At 39.7% G+C, this 23,896-nt stretch carries 13 protein-coding genes, 1 tRNA gene and 1 riboswitch; of the genes, 5 read left to right on the forward strand and 9 right to left on the reverse strand.

The window, feature by feature from the left end; translation table 11 throughout:
• Positions 1 to 20 precede the first annotated feature (20 nt).
• Together B2W36_RS18080 and B2W36_RS18085 are read right to left on the reverse strand one after the other, a co-directional pair.
• Entirely contained in the window at positions 21 to 1,775 is a 1,755-nt protein-coding gene (locus B2W36_RS18080) for a class I mannose-6-phosphate isomerase (RefSeq protein WP_293889060.1), read from the reverse strand.
• Between the two features lie 53 nt (positions 1,776 to 1,828).
• On the reverse strand, positions 1,829 to 3,166 hold the full coding sequence (locus B2W36_RS18085) for a sugar porter family MFS transporter (protein WP_293889062.1): 1,338 nt from the start codon (positions 3,164 to 3,166) through the stop codon (positions 1,829 to 1,831).
• A gap of 93 nt (positions 3,167 to 3,259) precedes the next feature.
• Between B2W36_RS18085 and B2W36_RS18090 the strand changes: the two genes are divergently transcribed.
• Positions 3,260 to 3,994 (forward strand): GntR family transcriptional regulator, encoded by a 735-nt coding sequence (locus B2W36_RS18090; protein ID WP_293879222.1) that lies wholly within the window; start codon positions 3,260 to 3,262, stop codon positions 3,992 to 3,994.
• A gap of 64 nt (positions 3,995 to 4,058) precedes the next feature.
• Here B2W36_RS18090 and B2W36_RS18095 read toward each other — a convergent pair whose 3' ends face one another.
• On the reverse strand, positions 4,059 to 5,393 hold the full coding sequence (locus B2W36_RS18095) for a hypothetical protein (protein WP_293889064.1): 1,335 nt from the start codon (positions 5,391 to 5,393) through the stop codon (positions 4,059 to 4,061).
• A 354-nt stretch (positions 5,394 to 5,747) separates the two neighbouring features.
• Between B2W36_RS18095 and B2W36_RS18100 the strand changes: the two genes are divergently transcribed.
• Entirely contained in the window at positions 5,748 to 8,078 is a 2,331-nt protein-coding gene (locus B2W36_RS18100; protein WP_293889066.1) for a GH92 family glycosyl hydrolase, read from the forward strand.
• 64 nt (positions 8,079 to 8,142) lie between these two features.
• Here the strand turns inward: B2W36_RS18100 and B2W36_RS18105 are convergent, their stop codons facing one another.
• The 4 genes from B2W36_RS18105 to B2W36_RS18120 all read right to left on the reverse strand — a co-directional run bounded on the left by B2W36_RS18105 (position 8,143) and on the right by B2W36_RS18120 (position 14,329).
• Positions 8,143 to 9,324, reverse strand: coding sequence for a homoserine dehydrogenase (locus tag B2W36_RS18105; RefSeq protein WP_209574370.1), 1,182 nt, complete (start codon positions 9,322 to 9,324; stop codon positions 8,143 to 8,145).
• A 38-nt stretch (positions 9,325 to 9,362) separates the two neighbouring features.
• The gene (locus tag B2W36_RS18110) at positions 9,363 to 10,406 is read right to left on the reverse strand and encodes a homoserine O-acetyltransferase family protein (RefSeq protein ID WP_293889068.1); all 1,044 of its coding nucleotides are present in this window, start codon (positions 10,404 to 10,406) and stop codon (positions 9,363 to 9,365) included.
• A 35-nt stretch (positions 10,407 to 10,441) separates the two neighbouring features.
• A complete protein-coding gene (locus B2W36_RS18115) occupies positions 10,442 to 11,752 on the reverse strand; it encodes an O-acetylhomoserine aminocarboxypropyltransferase/cysteine synthase family protein (protein WP_293879214.1) in 1,311 nt (436 codons plus the stop codon).
• Positions 11,753 to 12,008: 256 nt separating this feature from the next.
• Positions 12,009 to 12,121: riboswitch (SAM riboswitch) on the reverse strand.
• 180 nt (positions 12,122 to 12,301) lie between these two features.
• Positions 12,302 to 14,329, reverse strand: a complete 2,028-nt coding sequence (locus tag B2W36_RS18120; RefSeq protein ID WP_293889070.1) for an FUSC family protein — start codon at positions 14,327 to 14,329, stop codon at positions 12,302 to 12,304.
• A gap of 343 nt (positions 14,330 to 14,672) precedes the next feature.
• Here B2W36_RS18120 and B2W36_RS18125 point away from each other — a divergent pair, with 343 nt between their 5' ends.
• Positions 14,673 to 17,123 (forward strand): TonB-dependent receptor, encoded by a 2,451-nt coding sequence (locus tag B2W36_RS18125; RefSeq protein ID WP_293889071.1) that lies wholly within the window; start codon positions 14,673 to 14,675, stop codon positions 17,121 to 17,123.
• A gap of 106 nt (positions 17,124 to 17,229) precedes the next feature.
• Here B2W36_RS18125 and B2W36_RS18130 read toward each other — a convergent pair whose 3' ends face one another.
• On the reverse strand, positions 17,230 to 19,419 hold the full coding sequence (locus B2W36_RS18130) for a glutamine synthetase III (protein WP_293879208.1): 2,190 nt from the start codon (positions 19,417 to 19,419) through the stop codon (positions 17,230 to 17,232).
• A 173-nt stretch (positions 19,420 to 19,592) separates the two neighbouring features.
• A complete protein-coding gene (locus B2W36_RS18135) occupies positions 19,593 to 22,412 on the reverse strand; it encodes a S9 family peptidase (protein ID WP_293889072.1) in 2,820 nt (939 codons plus the stop codon).
• 94 nt (positions 22,413 to 22,506) lie between these two features.
• On the opposite strand from B2W36_RS18135, the gene B2W36_RS18140 reads away from it, so the two are divergent.
• Together B2W36_RS18140 and B2W36_RS18145 are read left to right on the forward strand one after the other, a co-directional pair.
• On the forward strand, positions 22,507 to 23,244 hold the full coding sequence (locus B2W36_RS18140; protein ID WP_209574356.1) for an SIMPL domain-containing protein: 738 nt from the start codon (positions 22,507 to 22,509) through the stop codon (positions 23,242 to 23,244).
• 114 nt (positions 23,245 to 23,358) lie between these two features.
• Positions 23,359 to 23,438 (forward strand) — tRNA-Leu (locus B2W36_RS18145).
• Positions 23,439 to 23,896 lie beyond the last annotated feature (458 nt).

Below are 23,896 nucleotides of genomic sequence, written 5' to 3' on the forward strand. Positions count from 1 at the left end.
GTTTATAGTAAATGGTTTGATTAACATTTGGATTCTTTGACAAAAGATTGGATAACCTTTGCCTTATCGTTTCCTAAATTACGCAATGTATAGGATCCAGCAGCAGCAGGAACAGCAAAAGTCTCTGCATAATGAAAGACTTTCTTCATGCCATTTGCTGTCGTCAGCTCAATTGCCTCCCCCTCCACAAGCATCATGATGTGACACTGTCCTTGTGTTTCAATTGCAACATCCTCATCGAATTCGTATCTAAAAACATCGTAGAAATGATCTTCATGCGTTGGCAAATGTATTCTTGTTGCTTGCGCATCAAGGGCTACTTCAGTGGGCTGAGCGAGTAGTGTGTTTTTTACGACATCACCTTTTCGGCTAAAATTGAGGTTGGCGAATGCTCTATCAATATTTAATGGGCGTGGTTTCCCATCTAAATCCGGACGCAACCAGTCGTACATTTTAAAGGTATAATTGTAAGGTGTTGCACTGATTTCGAGTACGAGATTATTCACGCCGGAAGAATGTACGGTACCGTGTGGTATCAAATACAATTGGTGTTTCTTGGATTCGAATTTTTGAACGTATTGCTCGATATCTATGGCTGTTCCAGTATGGAAGCTCTCTTCTAAAGCTGAGCGAAATTTGTCTGCATCAATGGATTGCTGAAAGCCCAGATACACTTGTGCGTCCTCTTTTCTATCAACGATATAGTATGATTCGTCCTGTGTAAAGTTTTCTCCAAATTCTGTTTTTGCATAGGCTGGACTAGGGTGACATTGAATGGATAGGTTGCCGCCATTAAAGGTATCCAGAAAATTGAAGCGTATTGGGAATTCAACATCGAAACGTTGCTGTGCATGCCCCAGTACGTTGGCACTTTCTTGAAACATCAATTGATCAAATGAAATTTCGAGTGTATGTCCATCTGCTTCGAGCAAAATGCCATTCTCAGGGACAATCATTTCGAAGGACCACGCATAGTTTTTGACATGCTGATCTATGCCTGAAAGGTGCTCTTTCATCCACTGTCCACCCCATACGCCGGGTTCAAAAGTTGGTCGTACGCGGAAGTAATTTTGGGACATGGCTCGCAACGTATCGCGTAGATCTTTCCGTGTGATCCATGGTAAGCTATGGGACGATTGTTGATCGGCAAGAATTTCGACACGGGAAAGGATGGACCTTTTATGTCTATTCAATATTTCCCAGTCGACAAAATAGTAACGCTTGTAGGTTTCCTTTTGATTGGTCTGTGTTGAACAACCTAAATTTAAAGCTTCTCCCGCACGCATACGTTGAATTAGCACGTTTTTGGGCAGATCAATAAACATCAGCTGACTAGACGTATCGACTAACGATGCTCCAGGGCCATAAAAGATGGTATACTCAGCTTGTCTTGATTCGGAGTTTGCTCGTATGTTTTGAAGGTCCGCAAGCTTTTGGGTGTCAAAGCATTCAATGAGTTGAATCCTGGCTTTTTTTCCAAATAATGGATCGTCGCCACCGAGGTATGGTCCGACAAGCTCCTGGATCGCTGATTCGGCTTTTAAAGCTGAATCCATGGCAATAAATCGTGGGGCTAGGCCCTGTTTTTCAAGTTCTTGCTTCAGGTTGGGGATAATTGTATCCCAGTCAACACCTACAAAACCATCAATGCTATGTATATTATGTGTAATGAGATGTGCAACAAGATTCGGGTAGGAATTTGATAATGTTCCTTGAACCGGAAACGTCGGTGTGATTTCGTACTGAAAAGTTTTGGTTTGCGTATTGGAATACATTTTGATGTAAATTTTTATTGCCAATGAATAATGCTAGAGCAAATAGCTTTTGCTTACTTGTTTGTCGATTTTTTGTAGTGTTTATCAATCCAGAATTTTTCAATCTCCTCCAAAGGTTTGCCCTTTGTTTCCGGAAGGAATACAAGTACGACAAGGAATGCGATGGCACAGAAAAGTGCAAACAACCAGAACGTATAGCAGGCGCCCCAGGAAGCGAGAAGAATAGGCGTTAGTTGCCCCACGGTCGCATCGGAAATCCACATCACCATAATACTGATACCCATGGCACGAGCCCGGATGGCATTAGGGAAGATTTCGGCTGCGACGACAAATTTTAGTGGGCCAATGGAAAAAGCAAAGAAAAATAAGAACGAAAGTATAGCGATAATCAATGCGATATTATTGACTTGACCTTGATTAAAAAGATATCCAGTAACCAGCAAACTCAGGGTAGCCCCTACCGTTCCCAAAAGATATAAGGGACGTCTACCCCAATTGTCAACCTTCCAGATGGCAAAGAAAGTAAATAACACATTGGCGGCTCCAAAGAATAATTGAGCATGATAGGAATTATTTAATGAAATACCAGATTCAAGCAATATGCTCGGACCATAGTAGACAATTGCGTTTATGCCACTCAGCTGTGAAAATAAAGGAAGGAATAAGCCCAATAGGAAGGCCTTGCGATAAATAGGCGAGAAGAGATCACGTAGATTTCCCTTCGAGGAAACGTTGCCGAACTCTTGTATATCCGATAGTCCTAATGCGTCACTGATTGCTGCAACTTCCGTGTTCCGCCCATTTTTAGATAGCCAACGTGGACTTTCAGGAATAAAGTAAACTCCGATGCATAACAATAAAGCCGGTACTGCACCAACTAAAAACATAGTTCGCCAGAGTTCATTTTGCTGTGCAGAGCTATATTCGAGAATCAAATAATTGCTGATATACGCAAAAAGGATACCGAATGTAATAGCGAGTTGGTAACAGGTGACTGATCTTCCTCTAAATTTACTTGGCGATATTTCCGCGAGATACAAGGGGACAACAATTGATGCTATTCCAACACCCAAGCCCCCAATGATTCTACTTGCAATTAATATGCTATAAGAAGGACTGAATCCACAGCCAATTGCTGAGCATAAAAAGAGCAGGGCAGCAGTAACAAACGCTGGTTTTCGGCCGTATTTATCTGTTAATGGTCCTGTGAAAAATACACCAAAAATACAGCCTAGCAAGGCTGAACTGACAAAAACGCCCTCTTGAGCGGGAGATAGTCCGAAAAATTGCTTTACTAATGGCAATGCACCTGCAATTACAGCCATATCGAAACCGAAAAGGAGTCCTCCAAGTGAAACGATACATAAAATGATGATAAATCTCTTTGACATCTGCTGTTTATATTAATATGTATATACATACAAACATATATCTATTTTTTTAATTATTCAAAAAATCTTATTTTAGCACAAGCAATCCAACTGATGAATTTAAAAATAGATCATAAAAGCCCTGTTCCGCTGCATATACAAGCAGAGAATCTGTTACGCGAATTAATCAAGCAGCCTGAATATATAGAGGGTAAGTTATTGCCCAACGAAATTGAATTAGCAAAAAGATTGGCAATTTCCCGTTCTACTTTGCGTTTGGCGATCAATAAACTAGTCTACGAGGAGTTGCTCATTAGAAAGAAGGGAATAGGCACGAAGGTGGCTAGTTCCAAATTTAGTTCCAAATCCAAGAATTGGCTGAGTTTCTCACAAGAGATGAAAAACCGAGGAATTGAGGTAAAGAATTTTGAGCTTCACGTCAGCTGGGTTGTTCCGGACAAAGCAGTCTCGAAGTTTTTTAATGTAGATGAGGGCCAAAAGCTATTAAAACTAGAACGTCTGAGAGGAAAGAAAGATGACCCATTTGTTTATTTTATATCTTACTTCCATCCGCGTATAGGTTTAAACGGCGATGAAGATTTTAAGAGACCTTTATATGAGATCTTAGAAGCAGATTATCATGTCATTGCAGATCTTTCTCAGGAAGAGCTGGATGCGATGGCCGCGAATAAATTTATAGCTGATAAATTGGAGATTAATATCGGTGATCCTATTCTGTCCCGCAAGCGCTTTGTATTTGACCAATCTGGGAAGCCTATTGAATATAATTTGGGGTTCTACCGCGCGGAAAGTTTTACCTATACTGTCGAAAGCAGAAGAGATTATTAGGAAATTCACTCATCCTTTTTGAATGGATCAATTGGATGAGTGAATAGCTAATTTATTTATTCTTTTAATGATTCTTTTCCAGGGTAGTTTCAGCCCAGCTTTCTAGGAGAGTTATTGCTTTACTCAGCACGCCTGCTGAACCTTTGAATTTTCCTGATCCACTGGGTACGTTATTTTGACCATACCATTCGTAAAATCCTTTGTTTTTCACAACCCGATCGATCATCGGTTGGAGTTCGGTATAGGCTTCCTGATAAAAGCCATTTAAAACGAGTTGCTGGATCATCCGTCCGCCAAACCAGGTCCAATCACCACCATTTTGGTATTGGTAAGGCTGAGCCATTCCGCCGATGAAAAATCCAACTGGATAGGTTGGGTATAAGGTCAATCCAATACTCGGCATGCCAGATAACCGCACGTTTTCAAGCATTTGTTTGTTGACTGTTTTTATTTCTGAAGGTGTCAGTAGCTCCGCTTCTATAGCGATGGCGGTGCCGCCATGATAATGGATCGTATTTTCATCAAATGCTTTAGGAATAGGTGATGTCTTAGGGTATATGTGCGGAATGAATTTTTGTTTTTTCTTATCCCATAAATAACGTCTACTGTTCGTTTCGAGACTCTTTTTTAATCCTTTCCATTCCGCCACCTTGGGAGAGTTGTGCTGGATTTCAATTAAGGTCTGCAATGCAATAATAAACATCGCGTTGTCATAAATATCGATTGCCTCATTGGAAAGTTGGTCATTCCAATCACAACCAAAGCTGTCGTTGGGCTGTACATCTCCCCAATCTGCTGTCATCGCACCCCAAAGTAGCTGATACTTTTGGTTGAACCGTTCCTTTTTCAGATAATCCAACATAAGTTGGATACGGTCTTTTACAGAAATTCCACCGATAGACTCCTCCAAGATACTGTAATCCTTTGATTTTATTATGTATTTACCCAACAATTGGATGAGTGACGTTTCCTGGTCGGTTTCTACCGTGTTTTTAAAACCCACATGATCAGGAGCGTTTTTTGAATAATAGGGTGTATCATCATGCCAGGTAAAGTCTTTCTTTAGTACATAGCCGTCTACCATTTCGCCATTGGGCTGTTGCATCTTAAAAAATACTAAAATAGCCCCTTTAATGTCCGTTTGGGACCGCTCTTCCAATGCGGTTTCGATGAATGTATTGAGATCTCTGGCCCAAATTTGTGAGTAGCCACTTCCCGCATTGAAACCTTCTTTGATGACCTCTCGGGCAAGGCTGTCCACATATTTTAGGTTTTGATCCGCTAGAATGCTTTTTGCTAACTTAAGTTGCGCGATACGGTCGGGTTTTGTTTGTTGTGCTGATAGTTGGGTTCCGAGTAACAGAAGTATTAGACTAAAAAATGTGGTGTTTTTTTTCATTGTGGTTGTATTGTAATTAATTAGGATTGACAAGTGTACCTGTCAATCATTGGTATTTATTTCAACGTTAATTTGTATTTATTTCAGGCTTGTGATCGAAGATCAGCCGTTCGATGTGTATTTTTTTTGAATTTATTTACTGGTTATATTTTAATATGTATGTACAATCAAAGTTGTGGAAAAATGTCAGTATATAGACTTTAACAGTGTTTTATTTGATTAGTATTTAAAATTTTACAAATTTAGGCGTTGCGATGTAATCTGTTAAGTCGTTAAATTAGGTAAGAAAATCTAACTCATGTTTATACATACTGTATTTTTTTGTAAGTTTGCTGTAGAACCTAATTGAGAACAATGGTAAAGCGTATCATTTATTATTTTTGTAGTTTATTTGTGAGTACGGCGGCTGTTTTCGCACAGCAGAAAACAGATTTGACCGTTTTTGTAAAACCTAATATTGGATCCGTCCATAGTCGATATTTCTTTTATACACCAGCAGCCGTACCTTTTGGAATGGCTAAGCTCGCTCCGAGCACAAATGGAAGCTATGGGAACAAGTCGGGCTGGGAGGCCGTGGGTTATGACGATAGGCATACTTCAATAGAAGGCTTTGCTAATTTTCACGAATTTCAGGTAGGCGGAGTGGTATTTGCACCATCCGTTGGAAAATTGAAGACAATGCCCGGTCAACTTGATCGTCCACAAAGCGGTTATCGTTCCGATTTTGACAAGAAGGATGAATTTGCCACTTCTGGCTATTACCGTGTCAAGCTAAAAGATTATAATATACTTGCTGAGCTTACGGCAACGAAGCGTGTCGGTTTTCACCGCTATACTTTTCCAAAAACGGAAGAAGCCAACCTTATTTTCGATATTGGCCATGTGATGGGGGAAAGTGGGCCAGTCGTGGATGCTGAGGTCAATTACGACAAACAACACGTGTGGGGCTATGTAGTCACCAATCCTGTATACGTACAAAAATATCAGCAGGGGGCTACGGTCAAAATGTTTTTCTTTGCGGAGATCAATAAACAACCGAAGTCTTTTGGGACATTTAGAGATTCTATAACTTTTGACCAACATACGCGCATAAAAGGAAAAGGAGCTGGAGTATATCTGAAGTTTGGCACTGAAGCAGGCGAATCAATATACATCAAGACGGGTTTATCTTATACTTCTGTAGAAAACGCACAACTGAATTTGCTTAAAGAGGCGAAGGATATGTCGTTTGATGCTGCAAAGAATAATGCCTTGCAAACCTGGAATAGTGAACTGGGAAGAATTTTGGTGGAAGGGGGAAAAGCAGACGACCGCATTAAATTTTATACCGGATTGTATCATGCTTTACTTGGCCGTGGGCTTGCAAGCGATGTAAATGGTGCATATCCCAAAAATGACGGCTCGGTGGGGCAGATTGCCCTAAATAAGCAAGGGCAACCGATTCATCATCATTATAATACCGATGCTATCTGGGGCGCATTTTGGAATTTGACACAGTTGTGGTCTATTGCGTATCCAGACTATTACAACGACTGGATTCAGAGTCAATTGTTGGTCTATCGCGATGCAGGTTGGTTAGGAGACGGTATTGCCAACAGTAAATACGTTTCGGGTGTAGGAACTAATTTTACGGGTTTGGCAATTGCAGCGGCCTATAATGTGGGTATTCGTGACTATGATGTGAATCTTGCTTATACTGCGGTGCGCAAAAATGAATTGGAAGCGAAGGACCGTCTGCCAGGAGCAGGTAAGTTAGATGTCGGAGTCTTTGTCCGTAAAGGCTATTCGCCCTATATTGAAGACAATAGTGTGAGTCCGGAATTAATGACTAGCGGCTCTCCGTTTGGCGCCTCCCACACATTGGAATATGCTTTTTCAGCCGGAGCCGCTTCACAATTTGCAAAATCATTGGGGCACCAAAAAGATTATGTTAAATTTCAGGAATTATCTGACGGGTGGCGCACGCTTTACGATGCCACAACGAAGTTTATGCGCCCAAAGGATAGTGTAGGGAAATTTATATCAAACTTTAATCCTTATGCATCATGGCGTGGATTTCAGGAAGGAAATGCTTGGCAATATACGTTTTACGTTCCGCATGTTCCACAAGAATTGGTTAAGTTGGTAGGAAAGGATTTATTCAACCGACGATTAGATAGTATCTTTACGGTGTCACAGAAGAACGTTTTTGGAGGGGGCACCCATATTGATGCTTTTGCTGGAATTGAAAGTCTCTATAATCATGGTAATCAACCGAACCTGCATATCTCTTGGCTGTTCTATTTTTCTGGTAGACCTGACCTAAGTCAGAAATGGGTTCGGGAAATTTGCAATGAATTTTATGGTACGGATGCCCTACACGGCTATGGCTATGGACAGGATGAAGACCAAGGCCAGCTCGGAGCTTGGTATGTCTTATCCAGTATAGGGCTATTTGATGTACGGAGCTTAACCACCGAACAGCCAGCGTTTCAGATTGGCGCACCTCTGTTCGATCGGGTAACGATACAATTACCGGAGAAATTGCGAAAAAATAAATTTATAATTCAGGTGACTAAAGAGCAGCCCAATAATTATATTGTGGATCAGGTTCGGTGGAATAATCGCCCGTGGAAAGGTTGGCAACTTCCTTTTGAACGTCTGATGGAAGGTGGGATTTTAGAGCTCAAGTTGAAAGGTAACTAAATTTAAACAATAAAAAAATAGCCCCATTCGGGGCTATTTTCAGGTAGGTTGGTTTGTTGATTGCCTACGCGATTTCGGCAATAAAATTCCCATCTTGATCCAAATCTGCCTTATGAGCTGCAATTTGTTGAAGATTAATATGACCGATTACATATTTGAAATCTGATGCGTAATATCGTTCTGTGATTTCACTGAAGTTTAACTTTTCAATCAGTGCATCGTCAGCATATCTCAAATAGACTTTGATTAAATAATCTTGGCTATAACTTAATGTGCTGGATTCTAAGTGTTTTTTATATTCATAACGGTATCCATAACGAAGGGCTGCAATATCTGACAATACTGCAGAACCAGTTGGATGACCACCCGCCCCTTTACCGTAGAAAAACTGTTCGTCTGCAAATGCCGCTTTAACCAATACACCGTTGTTTTCATTTTCCACATTATAGAGCATGCTGTCTTTACCTATCAGACGTGGTAATACATAAAGTACAACCTTGTCGCCGTCAATCTCTTTTGCAGTCGGTATCAATTTGATCTTGAAATTTTTCTCTTTTGCAAAACGAATATCTTGTTGCCCGAGTTTGTCTATACCAATATTAAAGACATCGTCTGGTTTGACATAGATCCCATACGCGTGTGAAGCAACAATACATACTTTAAATTTGGGGTCAAATCCACCTACATCCAAGGTTGGATCTGTTTCTGCAAATCCGAGTTCCTGTGCTTTCTTCAAAGCATCTGCATAGTGCTGGTTTTCATTGAAAACTTTAGATAGAATATAGTTGGAAGATCCATTAAAAATGCCACTAACAGAGTGGAGTAGTTCATTATCATAATACTCTTCTAAATTCCGGATAATGGGAATACTTCCGCAAACAGCACCTTCATACAATAAGCTTGTGCCATATTCATGCTGGATATCGACCAGTTCCTCCAAATGGCTCGCAATCATTTTTTTATTGGCTGAAACCACATTTTTTCCCGATTTCAGTGCGCGAACAGTTAGTTGGTAAGCTGCTTCGGCATCATCAATCAGTTCGACAACAGTATTAATTTCTGGATCACCTAAAATTGCCTCCGCGTCAGTAGAAAACAGCTCCGCTGGTAGCGAGCGTTTTTTATTACCGTTTTTAATGACGAACTTCTTGATTTCCAGATTAAGATTTTTGGTTTTGATAATATCATAAAGACCTTGGCCTACAACACCAAATCCAAACATCCCTATTGTTAATTTATTGCTCATATCTCTTCTTATATTCTCTTATTATATTGTTCAATCTCTTATACTAATTCAGGAACACATGCTTTCTCCGCTCTCAGAAAGTGGCTAATAGTTTCCGTTAGTTTTGTTGTTTCGATTAAAAAGCCGTCATGACCATAGGTTGATTCAATCTCTTCGTAACGAGCATTGGGAATATGCTGTGCTATGAATTGTTGCTCTTGTGGAGGAAACAATAAATCTGTATTGACACTTAATACCAATGTTGGACAGCTAATGCTTGCTAATGCAGATTCAATAGACAATCTACCGCGCCCCAAATTGTGGCTATCCATTGCTTTAGTCAGGAAATAATAGCTGTAAGCATTGTAGCGGTTTACTAATTTTTCCCCCTGATAGTTTTGATAAGATGACGCTTTGTAGTCGCCTAGCTTATTATTATCATTTTCGCTCTGCGTATTACTATAGGTTGTATAATTACGGTACGACAGCAATGCCATTGAACGTGCCACCTTTAGTCCCTTAGCACCGCCATCAGGATGGTTGGCATAAAAGGTGCGGTCGGTTGTAATGGCAAGGCGTTGGCTCTCATTGAATGCAATACCCCATGGTGAATGAACAGCATTTGTGCCAACGACGATTAAATGATCGATTGCGATTGTGTTGGACGCCGCCCATTCCAATGCCTGCTGCCCCCCTAATGAGCCCCCGATCAGAACGTTAATACGCTTGATTTCCAGATGGTCAGCAAGAAATTGGTGTGCACAGGCCAAATCTTTTACCGTAAACTCCGGAAATGATAGATAATAGGGGTGCCCAGTGGATGGGTTAATAGACAATGGGTTGCTACTGCTATAGGCCGACCCAATGACGTTGGCGCAGATGATATAATAGTCGCTCGGGTCAAATAAGTCATCGGTTCCAAAAAGGCCCGGCCACCAATCCAAGACGTTCGCATTGGCCGTTAGGGCATGACATACCCAGATCACATTGCTGCGATCTGGATTAAGTTTGCCAAACGTCTCATAACTGATTTGTAAATCAGTAAGCTCTCGTCCATTTTCAAATACAAAAGGCTTCGGGTGCAGATAAATATGCTTACTCATTTTACATTTAAATTTTATAGCCGACTAAAGTCTAATTAGTTGATTTTATCAAAAGCTTGCTGTAAATCTGCTTTGATGTCATCAATATGTTCTATTCCCACTGACAGGCGCAATAGTCCTTTGAACACACCCGCATGCGCTTGATCTTCGTCACTCAATTGTTGGTGGGTCGTTGCGGCTGGATGAATAATCAGCGATTTAGTATCGCCTACGTTAGCTAAATGACTGATTAATTCTAAACTGTCGATAAAGTCATTGGCTTTCTGTGCTGCATCGCCCTTTAGCTGGAAAGAAAGCACTGCGCCGTACCCATTTTTAAGATATTTTTGCGCATTAGCGAAACTTGGAGAGCTTTTTAATCCTGGATAATTTACCTTTTCTACCTGAGGGTGGGCCTCAAGCCATCTAGCGATTTCCAACGTGTTGTCGACATGCCGTTGTACACGTAAAGACAATGTTTCAAGGCCTTGTAACAACAAGAATGAATTGAAAGGAGAGAGTGCTGGTCCAAAATCTCTCAATCCCTCTACACGTGCGCGAATTGCAAATTGTATATTGCCAAATGGGCCATTTTCACCAAAAATATCTGAAAAGACCAATCCGTGATAGCCCTCAGATGGTTCAGAAAATTGTGGGTACTTCCCATTTCCCCAGTTATAGTTACCTCCATCAACGATGACGCCGCCAATGCTTGTTCCATGCCCACCAATCCATTTCGTTGCCGATTCAACGACCACATTTGCGCCATACTCTAAAGGTTTAAATAAATAACCCCCAGCTCCAAATGTGTTGTCAACAATTAATGGCAAATCGTATTTTTTGGCTACAGCGGCAATTTTTTCAAAATCAGGAATATTGAAGCTTGGGTTCCCTATTGTCTCGACATAGATTGCCTTAGTTTTATCGTCAATGAGCGCTTCTATTTTATCAGCTTCAGCATCGGTGGCAAAACGAGCTTCAATACCTAGCCGTTTAAATGCAACTTTGAATTGATTGAATGTACCTCCATATAAGTTGGACCCTGCAACGAAATTGTCACCGCTTTCAAGAATATTATTTAATGCAATAAACTGCGCTGCCTGACCAGATGCAACTGCGACTGCGGAAACACCACCTTCTAAAGCTGCAATCCGTTGTTCAAATACATCCGTAGTTGGATTCATGATCCGGGTATAAATGTTTCCAAACTGTTTTAATGCGAATAGATTGGCCCCATGTTCTGCATTTTCAAAGACAAAAGATGTTGTTTGATATATAGGAACTGCTCTGGATCCTGTGGTAGGATCAGCGACTTGGCCAGCATGAACCTGTAGTGTTTCGAATTTCAAATTTTTGTTAGAAGACATAATAGATCAGATTTTAAGGTTTCAAAAAAGAATTTGTAAAGGTAAAAGAGAAGCATACACACCTACTTGGAAGGTCTGTCAAATCGTTATCCAAGAAAAAGGAAATGATTTTTAACAAGCAGGGAAGTGTGTATGCATACGCATTCGCATCGATACTTTTTTACGATGTAGTACACTTTTGCTGTTCGCAAGGTTCAGTTGTATTGAACCTGAATTTTTAATGGATTTCAGTAATTTAATAAGCATTGTCTTATATCATTTATATGCTCCAAAACGATATTATTTTGGACAGGAATTGGCACCTTTTCAAGCAAATTGAAGGTTGCCAGTGGGTCATTGAGCCAGTCTCTCGCCACTTCTTTATAAATCAAGACCTACTGATTAAGGAAGGTGTTGATTAGAAATCTTCTTTCGAAGACGACACAAATATAAACTTCTTTTTTATTAAAGCAAAAGAAATACGTTTTTTTTACTTAAAAGAGCGTTACTTCGGGAGCTGTAATCGCATATTTGTTATTCAATATTGATACATAAATACATAGCTTGCCTTTATGGTTTTCTTAAGTTGATATTTTCTGCCAGCTGATCTAAGTAGGTTAAAAGGGGTTTTAAAGCATCAATTCTGCAGTGTATACCCTGTTGTATGTCGTGATTCGCTTTTCTACCTAACGATATGGAGAGACCAACCAAATGCGAATTGATGCGATAGGAGAGTGCTTGAAAATGATGGATATGGGACCAGTCTACCCACTTGTGTTCAGGTTCCTTCTTCATTTGATTGATCGCATCGGAAAAGAGAGCCATGGCAGTCTGTGCTTTTTTCCGAGCCAGTCGAATGTCGAACGAACTTTGCAGATCATCAGATAGGCGTTTGTTGATAATTTGAAAATAATGGTGGTTATATAATGCGACCTCTTTTGCCAAGTGGACCATGCTCGTGCTTTGGCGTACGGGTATCAAAAAATAGCCCGCTATTGCCAGCAGCGCACCAACTAAAGTAAAAATTATTCTACTGCCTAAAATGATATTAATATTTCCTTCAAATAAGTTTAATGCGATGACTATGCCTAGCGTAATAAAGATCACACTGACCATATAATTTGATCGGTTGAATAGGAAGAATCCAAATAATCCAATAGCGGCAATTTGAAGAAGAACGGGCAGAAAGTCAATGGAGACCAAACAGAGTATTCCGACGGCAATTCCCGAAAGTGTACCTAGTATGCGTTCTATATTGCGTGTTTTGGTCATTGAAAATGCAGGTCTCGCAACGATGGCAATAGTGAGTAAGATCCAATAAGTATATTTAAAATCCAAGAAAGAAATGCCGATCAATGCGCCTGTTCCGAAGAGAACGGCCATCCGGAGTGCAAAACGGAAAATTGGATTATGGAGATTGAGTCTGCTCTTGATATCACTTAAATTACGCAAAGGACGATTGATAAATTGCTGATACTCATTGGTGTCAATTTTGTTTTTGATTTCTTGATTTTGATAAAAAGCAACTTGAATCCGTTTGAGAACTTCAATAATAGCTTCAATATTACGGATGATGGAAGCGAGAATACCATCTGCTGGGGCAGTCTGTTGTTCTTGAATCTCCTTTAGATCCAACAACAGCGCATTGATTTTACTGTGGTTATCGTAGCGCTGCTCTGCATAGCGAAACCTTTTATTAGGCTGCGAAAAACTATCGATTTCCAAGGCCAGTAATGTTATGCTACGACGAATTATGGGAAGGCTACCGGTATCCAGCAAATTTTTTCGAATGGCATCATAGTCATGATCCAATGCAATAATTAATTCGTGTAAATCAATTAATCCATAGACCTGACTAAGCCAATAGTTGCTTTTGTGCCAGCGTTGGCTTATGATTTTTTCTTCCCTGAATAAGAGGGATCTGATTTGCTCCTGTTGTTCACTGATCTGACCATAAATTTTTCCGACGCGGCTGTAAGTCAAGTCCAGCGGAATATCCGGATCGTAAGATTCAGAACGTATCAATAGAAATTGAGATAAACCGTGAAACCCATTGGCCATGGCGTGTTTTAAAGAGCGATAGGGTTGTATGTAAGCCTGCAATAGACTAAAGAAATAATAGATGCTGGCGCCTGCAGTAATTTGTAAGCTCACTGAAAGCGGATGTTGAGGGGCCATGCCGATGACAAAGCTCATCAGAATCAATGTCATGTTCCCAATTGCGGCATAACGGGGGCCTAAAACCCCGTAAAAAGTGCAGATAAAGCCTGCGGAACTCAATAAAATAACCAGCGGCCAATGATAAGGAAAAAGAAAGGCTGTAAGAAGCGAAGCAATAAAGAAAGTGGGAATACAAACAAGAGCGGAAGAAAATTTATCTTTCCGATTACCTGGAGGATCGGTTAATGTAGTCAATAATGATCCCACCCCAATACCGATGGCTGCGTTTGCTGGTGCACCCAACAGATAGATCGCCAAACTCGGCAAAATGCTGATAGATACATTGCGCAAAGCATCGCCAGTATGTTCTCCCTGGATGAATCGGATAATATGGATATAAAAAAGGTAGAATCTTTTCTTTAATGATTCAATGCTCATCAATCAGTTTACTAATTTTCGCCGTAAAAATACAAATATTATGCTTAATATTTGTATTATACATTTTATTTGTTTTGAATTTTGTTTATTTTTTGAATTTTTATTTTGATTCGATGTGCTTTTCTTGCGCTGTGCTTCTTGGAGATTCAAGATTAGCTGGGATGATTTTACCGGCTTTAGCATCGATCAGTGAAGGATATGGTTTACCGATGTTATTTGGCTGTCTACCGAGTGAATCGGACGATCTATCTATTTCTACTAGTCAATGTGTAATGAATATACGAGGTTTGTTGTCATTATTATGAAGTTGACTATCTAATCGATAGCCTAAAGAAACTACATTATGAAACCACAAAAAATTAAATTGCTCTTATTTTCACTTTTTTTAGTCCTGTTTTCTATTGCCGGACCCGTTTCAGCACAGTCTGACGGGGTAAGATTACATACAGTCGTTGTTGGACAAGACAACCAGCCTATTGTGGCTGCAAATATTTCACTATTTCGGAAGCCCAATGATATCTTATTAAAGGGAACTTTATCCAACGAAAATGGAGAAATTGTGTTGTCTGCGATCCCCGAGGGCAAGTATAGCCTACGTGTGTCCACGGTAGGGTATGCTGTTTATCATTCTGCTGAAATGGTCGTAATTACGGGAGATCTCAAGATGCTGGATACGATTCGTTTACAGGTGGAAAGTAAAGTGTTGAGTGAGGCGCAGGTGATCGGTAAGAAGCCATTGATTGAAAGTCATCTCGATAAAGTTGTACTCAATGTCGAAAACAGTATTTTGGCAACAGGGAATAACGCATTGGAGCTCCTGCAAAAGGTTCCAGGAGTAACTTTAGATAACAAAAAGATCAATCTGCGTGGAAAAAGTAATGTGATTATCATGATTGATGGTAAGCCTACTTATCTTTCTGCGGATGAAGTATCGCGATTATTGGAAAATACGGCTTCCAATGCAATAGCGTCGATCGAGGTACTCACCAATCCACCCGCAAAATACGATGCCGCAGGGAATGCAGGAATTATTAATATTAAGACAAAGAAGAATACGCTATTTGGAAGTAATGTTAGTTTAAACCTCAATTTAGGGCAAGGTAAATATACAAAGGCGGATGGTGGCTTTCTAATAAACCATCGTAACAATTGGGTGAATTTATTTTCTTCTTATAACTACGCAACTGCCTTAGGATTTAATGATTTAGATATCGATAGAGCTGTAGATACCAAAACCGGGACGACTTTTTTTAATTCGGATTCTTATTCGAAATTCCGTTATCGAGGCCGCAATTTCAAATTTGCGGGAGATTTTAACCTAGGAAAAGAGGAGGTCATTGGATTTGTGGTTAACGGTAACGTAAGTAATGGCCATTCAACACGCGCGGGAAGTAATCTGATCGCCTCTCAAAAAGGTAAGCTTGATTCGATTGTATTAGGAAGCAATTTGTCAGATTTTAAATACCATTACTTCACTTATAATCTTAACTACAAAAAGACATTTGATACTTTAGGGACTGAATTGACCATTAATGGAGATTATTCATATTCGAAAAATAATGACAATAGCACCGTTGGAAACCGTTTTCTGGACGCAAATTGGGAGGAATTTAAATCACCGAATATTTTCCGCAATGATATGCTTTCTAAGACAAACATATTAGTTTTTAAAACCGATTTTGTGCATCCCTTTAATAAAACGACGAAACTTGAGGCGGGCTTAAAATATAGCCGTGTAAAAACAGCTAATAATTTGTTGTACGAAGATCAGGATCAGCAAGGCGAGTTCGTGCAAAATAATGGTCAAAGTAATCAGTTTTTGTATAATGAAAATATAGCTGCAGCTTATTTCAGCCTAAATAAATCGTTCGGAAAATTTTCGGTACAAACTGGACTGCGTGTTGAAAATACGAGCTCCCTGGGAAACTCGGTGACGCTTGGGCAACAAACAGAACGTTCCTATACTGATTTTTTCCCGTCAATATTTGTACAGCAACAGATAAATGATGATCATAAGCTTGGTGCGAGTTATAGCAGACGTATTGACCGCCCTGATTATGGGGCATTGAATCCCTTTGTGTATTATTTGGATCAATACACGTATCAGTATGGCAACCCTTATTTAAATCCACAATATACCAATTCGTATGAAGTAAATTATACCTTTAAAGAACGCTATTTATTGAGTTTGGGCTACAAAAGGACTAACGATGCCATCACTCAGGTCATAGAAAGCAATTCGGAGACCAAAGCTATTGCACAGACAGACCGAAACCTGGCTTATTTTGATTATTACAATATGAATGTCAATATACCCATTAAGCTTTTCAAATGGTGGAGTATTTCTAACAATGCCAGCGCTTTTTATAATAAGTTTAGTTTGGATGAACACTCCGGAGCGCAACGCCAATTAGAAAAGTTATCTTTCCAGGTAAGTTCCAATCATGATATTCGAATTGGGAAAACAACAAATCTGGAGCTGACAGCCAATTATTTTTCGCCAGCAGTTTATGGGGTATTTAGTTTTCAGTCTTACTATGGTATCGATCTAGGTGCTGGAAAAACATTTCTTGACAAAAAATTGAATGTGAAGTTGGCTGTAAATGATGTGTTGAATACAAGAGGTCAGCGCAGATTGTCGAGTTATCAGGAAAATGGATACTATCGTATACGAAATGGATATGATAGTCGGGTTATCCGATTGTCAGTCTCTTATCGTTTTGGTAATATGAATATTAAGTCAGTCAATAAGAAGGCTGGTAACAATGATGAAGATAATCGATTAAAAAAATAGGAGCTACTGTTGTAAGGGGAGATAAGGAGCAAGATATAGCGAACGTTTCCCTAAAACAAAAAGAGCCTGCGATATCGTAGGCTCTTTTTGTTTTAGGGAAGTTATCTTAGCTTAAAAATAAGATTTCTCTTAATTTCGGTAGAGGCCATTTTTTATCATCAACAATTTTCTCCAATTTGTTGACATGATAACGAATGACATCAAAGTAAGGTTTAACCAATTCATCATACGCGATTGATCTTTCACGAACGTCTTCGATTTGATTTGCTTTTTTACGTTCTTGGCGCATCGCTTCAGCTTGTTCCAAGATGGTATTAACATGTGATGATATACGTTCTACAAAATTCAATTGAGAACTGAACGACGCAGCAGCAAGACCAAGGTCTTTTAATCCTTTGACGTTTTCAATCAATTCATTTTGATAAATGAAACACGCAGGAGCGATTTGGTTGTTAACCATTTCTTCGATCACACGAGCTTCAATCTGTAATTTTTTGTAGAAGTTTTCCAGTAAAATCTCATGACGAGCTTCTGATTCACGTTTTGTGTAGATACCGAGCGACTCAAACAATGCCAAAGATTCCTCTTTAACATATACGTCAAGCGCTCTAGGTGTAGATTTGATGTTCGAAAGACCGCGAGCTTCGGCTTCTTTTTCCCAGTCCTCACTATATCCATTACCTTCAAAACGGATCGCTTTTGAATCTTTGATGTATTTGCGGACTACGTTTAAGATCGCGAGATCTTTTTTAGTGCCTTTTTTGATTTGTTTATCAACTTCTGTTTTGAACTCGATCAACTGTGCAGCAACGATTGCATTCAATACCGTCATTGGTAAAGCGGAGTTTGCCGAAGAACCGACCGCGCGAAATTCAAATTTGTTACCGGTGAAAGCAAATGGCGATGTACGATTACGGTCTGTATTGTCTAATTTTAATTCAGGAACTTTAGGAATTCCATGCCATAAATTCGCCTCTGCTTTCACTTTTTTAGCGACGCGGGCCGATTCAACTTCTTCAAGAAGTTCATCCAATTGAGAACCTAAGAAAATTGAAATAATTGCTGGAGGAGCTTCGTTTGCACCCAAACGGTGGTCGTTGCTTGCGCTCGCAATAGAAGCGCGCATTAAATCAGCATATTCATAAACGGCTTTGATGGTGTTGACAAAGAAAGTCAAAAACATCAAATTATTCTTCGGAGTTTTACCCGGAGACAATAAGTTTATACCTGTATTTGTGATGAGAGACCAGTTGTTGTGTTTACCCGATCCATTAACACCAGAGTATGGTTTTTCATGTAACAATACTTTAAAGTTATGTCGTAAAGCTACTTGCTCCATGAGGTTCATTAACAATTGGTTGTGGTCGATTGCCAAGTTGATCTCTTCATACATTGGCGCACACTCAAATTGCGACGGAGCAACCTCGTTGTGACGAGTTTTTAATGGAATACCTAATTTTAAAGCTTCATTTTCCAAATCCACCATGTAAGCCAATACGCGTTCTGGAATGGCACCGAAATAATGATCTTCCAATTGCTGCCCTTTAGCAGACATGTGTCCAAATAACGTACGGCCAGTTAATTGAAGGTCTGGACGAGCATTATATAAAGAAAGGTCGACCAAAAAATATTCTTGTTCAATACCTAAAGAGGCATTGACTTTGGTAACAGATTTATCAAAATATTGAGCGACATCAGTTGCTGCTTTATCAACGGCATTGATAGCTTTTAACAAAGGTGCTTTATAGTCTAATGATTCTCCTGTATAAGAAACAAAAACCGTAGGAATACAGAGTGTTTTACCAGCTCCTGTTTCATAGATGAAAGCTGGAGAAGATGGATCCCAAGCAGTATAACCTCTAGCTTCAAACGTGTTGCGGATACCACCATTCGGAAATGACGATGCATCTGGTTCTTGTTGAACTAATGCGTCAGCTGTAAATTTTTCAATTGCTTCACCGTTTTCATCAGGTTCAAAGAATGCATCGTGTTTTTCAGCAGTCGAACCAGTTAGGGGTTGAAACCAGTGTGTGTAATGTGAAACACCGTGATTAAGTGCCCAAGTTTTCATCGCTTGTGAGATATGCTCAGCTAAATCTCTTGAAATAATTTGGCCCTCCTCAATGGATGCAACTAACTCCTTATATGAATTTTTAGGAAGGTAGTCTTTCATTTTGTTTACGGAAAAAACATTCTTTCCGTAGATGTCAGTTGCTTTTTTAGTTTCAACTTTTTCAAATGAAGCGATTTGGCGTGAGCCAGCTGCTTCTACTGCTTTGAATCTTAGGTTCGACATTTGTATTTTGTAGTTAAATTACAGTTTTGTTGATTTTGTTTTTCAAAAATATCGTGTTTTTGTTAAAAATTGAAATTTTTTTGATGTTTTTTTAAAAATAATTTGGGAAATAGAGTTTTTAGCTATTAAAAAAGGTGTGATTTTTAAAAATCACACCTTTTTATTGTTTTGTGCTAGAATTCAAGTCCCCAGTCTATTCCTTTTTCCGTGGCTGGAATCCCTTTCTTCATCCAATTAGGTGCAGGGGCTCCTTTTAGAAAATGGTCGAAGAACTGCTGCTCTCGAATTTGTATATCTTTTCTGTTTTGTCGCAGCATCAGATTGTGCTCGTCACCATTGTAATTCAACATCCATACAGGTTTTTTCAATCGGCGCAATGCGGTAAACATTTCAATCCCTTGATACCATGGCACAGCACCATCATTGTCATTTGCCATGATAACAACGGGAGTATTTACTTGATCTAAATGGAATAATGGTGAATTTTCAATATAGAGTTCTGGTGCTTCCCATAGCGTTTTACCGATACGACTTTGTGTATGTTCGTATTGAAATTGACGAGACATGCCGCTTTGCCAGCGTATTCCGCCATAGGCCGAGGTCATATTGACGACAGGAGCCCCAGTCCAGGCTGCCGCATACATATTCGTCCGTGTAATCAGATGTGCCACTTGATAGCCGCCCCAGCTTTGTCCTTGGATCCCCATTTTCGTACTATCGACCCAGCTGTTTTGAGCCAGGTATTTCATGCCCGAATTAATGTATTCTTCCGCCGATTTGCCAGGGTGCCCGGTTTTGTAACTGATGTTTGGTGCGAAGACCAAATATTCGTTACTAACGAAATAAGGGATGTTTAAACGCGAAGGGGTAGGTGCAGGAGCCTGATAGGTGTATAGACCATCGGAGAGCTTTTCGTAAAAATAAGCGATGATCGGATATTTTTTTGCCGGATCAAAATTTTCCGGTTTATACAGAATACCTTCCGCTTGATTGCCTTCAGGCGTGGTCCAGTGAACCAATTCTGCTGTACCCCAATTATAATTAGCCTGTTGCTGGTTTATATTGGATAACTGTAATTCATCGTTGAATTTTGCGGTATTTGTATAGAGGTTGGGAGACATTATATAATCCTCCTTACTGTAAAGGATGGTTTTTTGATCTGCGGAGGCACTAATGTTCTTGAAAGATTTAGGCGCAATCAGGAGGCTTTTTGGGTCATTGCGTTGTCCTTTGAACTGGTAAAAACCCGATTCTTTAGTCTTGTTGTTGAAGGATGTCAGATAGCCGCCCTTTTTATAGTCAAGTGTTGTGGCTTGGTTGCGGTCTTCTTCTCGTCTAAAAGGCAAGTAACGGAATGTTGTCTGTGACGCCGCACCATAACCATTGGTTAAAATAGATTTACTTGAGCCGTCTAAGTTAAAATACCAGATGTCATATCTTGAATTGACGTATATCCCCTTATAGTCTGGCGTCCAGGCAGCCATACCATAGCCCTGTGGAGTGGTAGGCATATCATTTTCTTCATCGGAGAACGATGCGGGTATGCCATCATTCAGCACGATCTTTTTCTTTGAACTGATGTGGTAGGAGTTCCAAGTCCCCTTGTCCTGATCAAAAAACACAATATATTTTGCATCGGGACTTAAAATCGCATTTCCTGAAAAGTTTGAAAGAATTAATTCTTTATTCCCTGTTTTCGTCGAGACCAGGTAAATGTCATCCCGTGTACTACCTTCCCATTGGCTTTCAATTCGTTTGCCGAAATCAGTTCGCGCCAAGATATATTCCCCGTTTGCATCTGGGGTAAGTGAAGTTGAATTAAACGTATTGTCTGTCAGCGGAATAATCGTGCGATTATATTTGGGGTAAGTGACCGCCAAGAAGTTTCTTGCGAGTTCTTTCTTCAGATTTACCAGCTGCATAGGTTGTAAGTAGTCGTCTTGCCAATGCCAAATATCCACTTTTGCATGCTCGAAATCCACTAGGGTGGTATCTTTGACACGAGGTATTGGTGCTATTCCAAAAAACAACTTCTCTCCATTTTTACTAAAACGGATTTCACCATCTCCGCTAACGGCCCAGGTTTTAGGTATGCCGTTGCTGGTTTGTGTTGCAAGATATTGGGCTGTATCTATCGCATTTGTATAATAATATAGCTTATAATTTTTTAGTAATGCTTTTTCATTTGAGAGGTCCCCTAAGTAAGCGAGCTGATCGCCTGCATCATCAAACTTGAAATTTTTGTAATTGCCTTTTCCATTTGATATCTTTTTGAGCTTTTTGGTTGCTAATTCGTAAAGGTATACACCAGACTCTTTTGATAAGCTGTCTTTTGTATCTGTTTTTTTGGAGAAAACGATTTTCGACCCTGTTTTGTTCCATTCATACTGATCTACAGCCGAAAATTGGACGGAATCTCCAGTATTTAAATCGTATAAAGCAAGAGTTGCAATCGTCTTTTTCTTTTTATCACTGTTCTTATTTTTTGAACCAGCATTTGTGGCAGCATTTGGTGCGGCTTGCTCACTTACTTCTTTATCAAAAAGGAAAGAAACGAAATTATTGTTCTGCTCGGAAATTTTAAAGGACTTTACCTGCGGAAATTTAACGAGGGCAAAGGTTGTTAAATTGTAAATGCCGAGTGAGTCTTTGGGAAGATCTTCAGCTTTTTTCTTTTTGATCTTAGCCTCCCGGGTGGCTGCAAACGGGGCTTTGATCAAGCTTACTAAATTATTTTCATTATCCGTTAACTTCGCATTATAGCCTCTAGGAATTTGAGCGATTTCTTTGCTATCTTTTGTTTTTAAAAAAAGTTGACCGTCTCCTTCTTGGGGGATGACTTGAAATAGGATAAATTTACCTGATTTACTGATGTATGGCGCGGAGATATTTTGCCAACCATCATATACTGTATGATCCAACGGTTTCTTTTGAGCATGGGCAGCAAACGCTGCTAGAAAACAAAATGGAATACAGATATTTTTCTTATTCATATTTTAATACTTTTTGTCGCAATTTATCTATAAAAAATAAAAAACCGTTGATTTTTTGGTATATTCATTGTTACGTAAACATAAAAAACTGGTTATGAAATCTTCATCCTCTATTATTGCTTCAGTTATCTTGGGGCTTGTAATCGTAGTCACTGCCTGGATCGTGGGAGCCGCATACCGATATAAGTTCAAATCCATGCAGACGATCACCGTAAATGGGAATGCCAAAAAGGATTTTGAGTCCGATTTGGTCAAATGGAGCGCTACTTTCAGCAGAAAAAACTTCGAGTTGAGTGCAGCCTCTGCTCAATTGGCAACAGATCGTGATTTGGTTCGGGAATTTTTAGTTCAACAAGGGGTGAAAGCCGGCGAGATCCGTTTTGAAGCTGTCAACATTGCGAAGGACTTTGAATACCATACCGATGGGAAGGGCAATGGTTACAATACTTTTTCTGGATATACTTTGTCTCAGACGGTGAGTGTGGAATCGAAAGATTTGAACAAGGTGGATAATGCCTCAAGAGAGATATCCACGTTAATTTCCAAAGGAATTGAGCTCAGTTCAAGTACCCCTAATTATTATTATTCTAAGCTGGAAGATCTGAAATTGGAACTTATTTCGCAAGCCTCAAAAAATGCACATCAGCGTGCCAATAATATTGCAACCGAGTCGAATGCCGAATTGGGCAACCTTGTAAAGGCCGATCTTGGAATTTTTCAGATAACTGGTCAAAATGATAACGAAGAATATTCCTCTGGGGGGGTGTTTAATACAACCTCACGGAAAAAAACGGCGAATATTACCGTCAGAGCAAGTTATCTGAGTAACTGATAGAAAATTATTTGGCTGAATTTCAGCTTTATATTCATTTATACGGTAAATTTATTCAAAAAGTTTTCTCTTTTTCACGAAAAAACCTACTTTTGCATCATCCCAAACGGATATGCCCGGATGGCGGAATTGGTAGACGCGCTGGTCTCAAACACCAGTGGGAAACCGTGCCGGTTCGACTCCGGCTCCGGGTACGCACAGCCTCTTTACTTTAGTAAAGAGGCTTTTTTGTTTTATGGGATTTTTTCAATGAATCATCACATCCGATGATCACGCCGAGATGATCCTTTTTTGTTACATAAGCGAAGTTCCCTGCCTTTTTTTCTCTTAATTTTTTAGCTACACCTGATGGCGATCAAATGGCAACCAATTTAACCGTTACGTCACTACTTGTTCAGTGTTTGTTCAGTGCTCGTTCAGTGATGACTCAGTGAGAATTGAATAAGCAGTGACTAATTACTGTCCATATATAAAGTAAATATTGTTTTTTGGTACAAGTTGGTATTAGGATATCCTAGTTTTATTAGTTATCTTAGTTAATTGCAACTATGCCAATTCTAGCATGGTCAATAACGGTTTGGTTTTACTTTTTTCAGACTCGGTTTGTCTCCGTTTCCAGCATTTATATTAACATAGGTATACGATAGGATCC

It is taken from the genome of Sphingobacterium sp. UBA3549 (assembly GCF_002376635.1).
In the GTDB taxonomy this organism is placed as follows: domain Bacteria; phylum Bacteroidota; class Bacteroidia; order Sphingobacteriales; family Sphingobacteriaceae; genus Sphingobacterium.

Excerpts from the sequence above, each read along its gene's own strand:
- B2W36_RS18080 (WP_293889060.1), bottom strand. The coding sequence starts at position 1,775 with ATGTATTCCAATACGCAAACCAAAACTTTTCAGTACGAAATCACACCG.
- B2W36_RS18085 (WP_293889062.1), bottom strand. The coding sequence starts at position 3,166 with ATGTCAAAGAGATTTATCATCATTTTATGTATCGTTTCACTTGGAGGA.
- B2W36_RS18090 (WP_293879222.1), top strand. The coding sequence starts at position 3,260 with ATGAATTTAAAAATAGATCATAAAAGCCCTGTTCCGCTGCATATACAA.
- B2W36_RS18095 (WP_293889064.1), bottom strand. The coding sequence starts at position 5,393 with ATGAAAAAAAACACCACATTTTTTAGTCTAATACTTCTGTTACTCGGA.
- B2W36_RS18100 (WP_293889066.1), top strand. The coding sequence starts at position 5,748 with ATGGTAAAGCGTATCATTTATTATTTTTGTAGTTTATTTGTGAGTACG.
- B2W36_RS18105 (WP_209574370.1), bottom strand. The coding sequence starts at position 9,324 with ATGAGCAATAAATTAACAATAGGGATGTTTGGATTTGGTGTTGTAGGC.
- B2W36_RS18110 (WP_293889068.1), bottom strand. The coding sequence starts at position 10,406 with ATGAGTAAGCATATTTATCTGCACCCGAAGCCTTTTGTATTTGAAAAT.
- B2W36_RS18115 (WP_293879214.1), bottom strand. The coding sequence starts at position 11,752 with ATGTCTTCTAACAAAAATTTGAAATTCGAAACACTACAGGTTCATGCT.
- B2W36_RS18120 (WP_293889070.1), bottom strand. The coding sequence starts at position 14,329 with ATGAGCATTGAATCATTAAAGAAAAGATTCTACCTTTTTTATATCCAT.
- B2W36_RS18125 (WP_293889071.1), top strand. The coding sequence starts at position 14,673 with ATGAAACCACAAAAAATTAAATTGCTCTTATTTTCACTTTTTTTAGTC.
- B2W36_RS18130 (WP_293879208.1), bottom strand. The coding sequence starts at position 19,419 with ATGTCGAACCTAAGATTCAAAGCAGTAGAAGCAGCTGGCTCACGCCAA.
- B2W36_RS18135 (WP_293889072.1), bottom strand. The coding sequence starts at position 22,412 with ATGAATAAGAAAAATATCTGTATTCCATTTTGTTTTCTAGCAGCGTTT.
- B2W36_RS18140 (WP_209574356.1), top strand. The coding sequence starts at position 22,507 with ATGAAATCTTCATCCTCTATTATTGCTTCAGTTATCTTGGGGCTTGTA.